This window comes from Streptococcus sp. HMSC077D04, assembly GCF_001808785.1.
Lineage (GTDB): Bacteria > Bacillota > Bacilli > Lactobacillales > Streptococcaceae > Streptococcus > Streptococcus mitis_BX.
In genome coordinates, this window is record NZ_KV794508.1 from 331 (window position 1) to 3,998 (window position 3,668).

At 29.4% G+C, this 3,668-nt stretch carries 3 protein-coding genes; all 3 read left to right on the forward strand.

Annotated elements, in window-relative coordinates:
- Window positions 1-550 (forward strand): zeta toxin family protein (locus tag HMPREF2701_RS01685; protein ID WP_261674392.1); only part of this gene is annotated, 550 nt, incomplete at its 5' end.
- Between the two features lie 33 nt (window positions 551-583).
- Window positions 584-2,857, forward strand: coding sequence for an AAA family ATPase (locus HMPREF2701_RS01690; protein ID WP_070481925.1), 2,274 nt, complete (start codon window positions 584-586; stop codon window positions 2,855-2,857).
- A gap of 3 nt (window positions 2,858-2,860) precedes the next feature.
- The coding region (locus HMPREF2701_RS01695; RefSeq protein ID WP_148130502.1) for a UvrD-helicase domain-containing protein at window positions 2,861-3,668 on the forward strand (808 nt) is incomplete at its 3' end.

A 3,668-nucleotide genomic window follows, 5' to 3' on the forward strand; every position in this document is an offset into this window, starting at 1 on the left:
TAGTTTTCGTTCTCAGCATCCACACTATTTAGGACTGCAGCAAGAATATGGCAAAGATAGTGTAGAATACACCAAAGATTTTGCAGGAAAAATGGTAGAGTCTTTAGTAACAAAATTGAGTAGTTTGGGATACAATCTTTTGATAGAGGGAACTTTACGAACAGTTGATGTTCCAAAGAAAACAGCACAACTCTTGAAAAATAAGGGATATGAAGTACAATTGGCTTTGATTGCGACAAAGCCTAAGCTGTCCTATCTAGGCACCCTTATCCGATACGAAGAACTGTACGCTATCAATCCAAATCAAGCACGCGCAACTCCAAAAGAACATCATGATTTCATTGTAAATCATCTAGTTGATAATACACGACAATTGGAAGAACTAGCTATCTTTGAAAGAATTCAAATTTATCAACGAGATAGAAGTTGTGTATATGATTCAGGAGAAGATAAAACTTCAGCAGCGGATGTTCTTCAAGAGTTACTGTTTGGGGAGTGGAGTCAGGTAGAGAAGGAGATGTTGCGGTTGGGGAAAGAGAAGTTAAAGTAATTACTTACATAGAGTAAGCAACAGAGGTGATATATGTATTTAAAAAGTTTATCAATAAAAAATTATAGGAAGTATGGCGAAGAGGCTCAGGTAATTAACTTCGCTCATAGCAAATGGCCAGAAATGTCAGGTTATGAGGAAGAACCGGAGAAGATAAATATAACAGAAAAGTATATATCAAAAAATTCGTCACTAATTGTAGGTAAAAATAATTCAGGCAAAAGTACAATTATTAAATTATTAAATACACTACAAAATAGCAAGTCAGGTAGTCGTAGTGTTTTTAAATATACCGATTTTAATTTAAAAATATTATCAGATTGGTATCACGAAAATATTGACAATAAATCTCAAGAAGAGATAGAAAGTACTGATAAATTTCATTTTCCTAAACTAGAGTTTCAGTTGATATTAGGAATCGATGATGGAAACGATTTGATTTCAAGTTTTGAAGATATATTAGTTGTAAGTGGTATAAAAACAGTAGAAACTCAAGAAACTCAAGAAAATCAAGATATTGCGGAAGTAACTATCGATATTAAGTATGAAGTGGCGGATGAGAAATCTTTTAGAGAAGAGATTATTAAACTAAAAAATAGTAATTCAGAAACAGATAATCAGCAAGATAAAAATATCGTATATAAAAAAGAGATTCAATATCGACAATTTTTAGGTTTATTTAGCAGTAATTACTTTGTATTAAATTTTTATCCTATAGGAAGAGAGGAGCCGGCTAAAGAATTTTCTTTATCTTCATTACTAAAAGTAGAAACTATAGAAGCAAATACGGTAAAAAGTGACAAGACACTTTCACAAGCTTATAATAAAATAGTCTCAACTTATATAAAAAATAATGATATTGTAGAGATTAATAGTTTAGTTGATGATATTAATTATCAAGTAAAAGATATGGTTGACACCAATATAAAGGATATTCTTCAAAGTGCCATATCTAGTATTGAGTCAATTAAGAATTTAGAGATGAATTTACATCCAGATGTAACTTTAGAGAAGATTTTTGCAAATAGTATTATTTATGAGTACCAAGAGGGGAATAACAATATACCTGAAAGTCAGTTTGGTATGGGATACACAAATTTGATGGTTATTATTGCAAAGATTGTTGATTATATTGAGCTATACAACGAGAAGGATATTAATGGTTCAGTAAACATTCTCTGTATTGAAGAACCAGAGTCATTTATGCATCCTCAGATGCAAGAACTATTCATAAAGAATATTTCAAAAGCAATCGCTACCTTATTAGGAAAAAAACAGCAGCTAGATACATTTCAAATTATCATTACGACTCACTCAACACATATTTTGAACAGTAAGATTCAATCAGGAAATACACTTAATAATATTAGTTATCTAGGTCAAGCAGGAGCAAATAATATTATAAAAAATATAAGTGATGAAGCAATAATATCTGGTAGAGATATTGACAAAAAAGCTTATGAATATATCAAGAAATATTTAAGGCTAGAGCTATCAGATATTTTCTTTGCCGATGCAGTCATTTTAGTTGAGGGTGTCTCAGAAGAAACCTATTTAAGATATGAAATTGATAAACATCCAAAATTGAAAAATCATCATATTAAAGTTTTTAGAATTGATGGAGCGTATGCTCACCAGTTTATTAGTTTATTAGTTTTGTTAAAAATCAAAACAGTTATTTTTACAGATTTGGATTTAAAAAGATCTGAAGATGAAAAGAAAATTGATATAAAAGATAATGATGAACCGGATGTGATTCCGTCTAATATTCCTGATTTAAGGGAAAAATATCGAAATATAGAAAGTTTTTTAACTACCAATGGAACTATACAGTATTTTATAAAAAAAATGCTGAATAAAGACGAAGCTAAATATGATGAGTTCAATAAAGAGATAGTTGAAATACTAGATAATAAAGAAGAGTTGATTATTGAGTATGAAAATATTTCCATGTATTCTCAAGGCAAAATAAATGGATATTATGCTACTAGTTTTGAGGAGGCGATTGTTTTAACAAATTCAGTAGATGAGGAGCAAAATAAATATAAGAAATCTTTGATTAAACTTTTAAAATATGTTCACCCAAAAATGAAATATTTTGAATTTCTTGATGAAAATTCAGAAATAGCTAACAAGTCATATATGTATCAAATAAAATTATCTGATGGGAAATCAAAATTTTCTACTGGAATTGTGTATCTATCAGTAGATGCTGAAGTATCAGTACCTGCTAAAGAGTTTAGTATCAAACGACCTAAGTATATTGAATCGGGTTTGGCTTCCCTTTGTGATTATTTCAAGGAGTAACTAATGGCATATAAAATTAGTTCAGAAAATAAAAAATTAGAGTTAGATATTCAGAAAGAGATTAATGAATGTTTAGATAACTTTGAGAGTTTTTGTTTTGATGCTGGTGCTGGTGCAGGGAAAACCTATGCACTACAAAAATCAATTGAACATATTTTGAAGGTAGAGGGAGAAAATTTAAAGTTACGAAATCAAAAAATTTTATGTATCACTTACACTAATGCCGCAAAAGATGAGATTCTTAATCGAATTGGTAGAAATTCATCAGTAATGGTGTCTACGATTCATGAGTTTTTATGGGGATATATTTCTATACAACAAGAATTATTGACTAGAGAACATAAGAATAAAATTATAGACGAACTCCATTTAATTCAACAAAAGATAGATGATAGCCCTCTTTCTAGTAGTTTAGATCAGAGTGAATTCCAAAAAAATATCTGTGATGAAGGGTTCCTAAAAATCTTTTATAATACACCTAGTAGCCCAGCAAAAGATTTCAAAGAGAAGATTATAAGTTATAGTAAATACTTTGAACAGTATTTAAGTAGTGTTGAAAAATTTAGTAGTTTAGTCAAGAATATTAACAAAAAGTGTAAATTTGAGATAACATTAAAGGAAATTGAAGAAAAAAAATCACAAAAGATTATTTATAACCCAGTTCAAAACCGAGATAAGCTTGAAAGTTATGTCATTAGCCATGATACGTTATTACGATATTGTAAAAATATCATTACTAGTCAGAATATATTAAAAAGATTATTTTCAGATAGGTATCCATATGTTTTAGTAGACGAGTATCAAGATACAG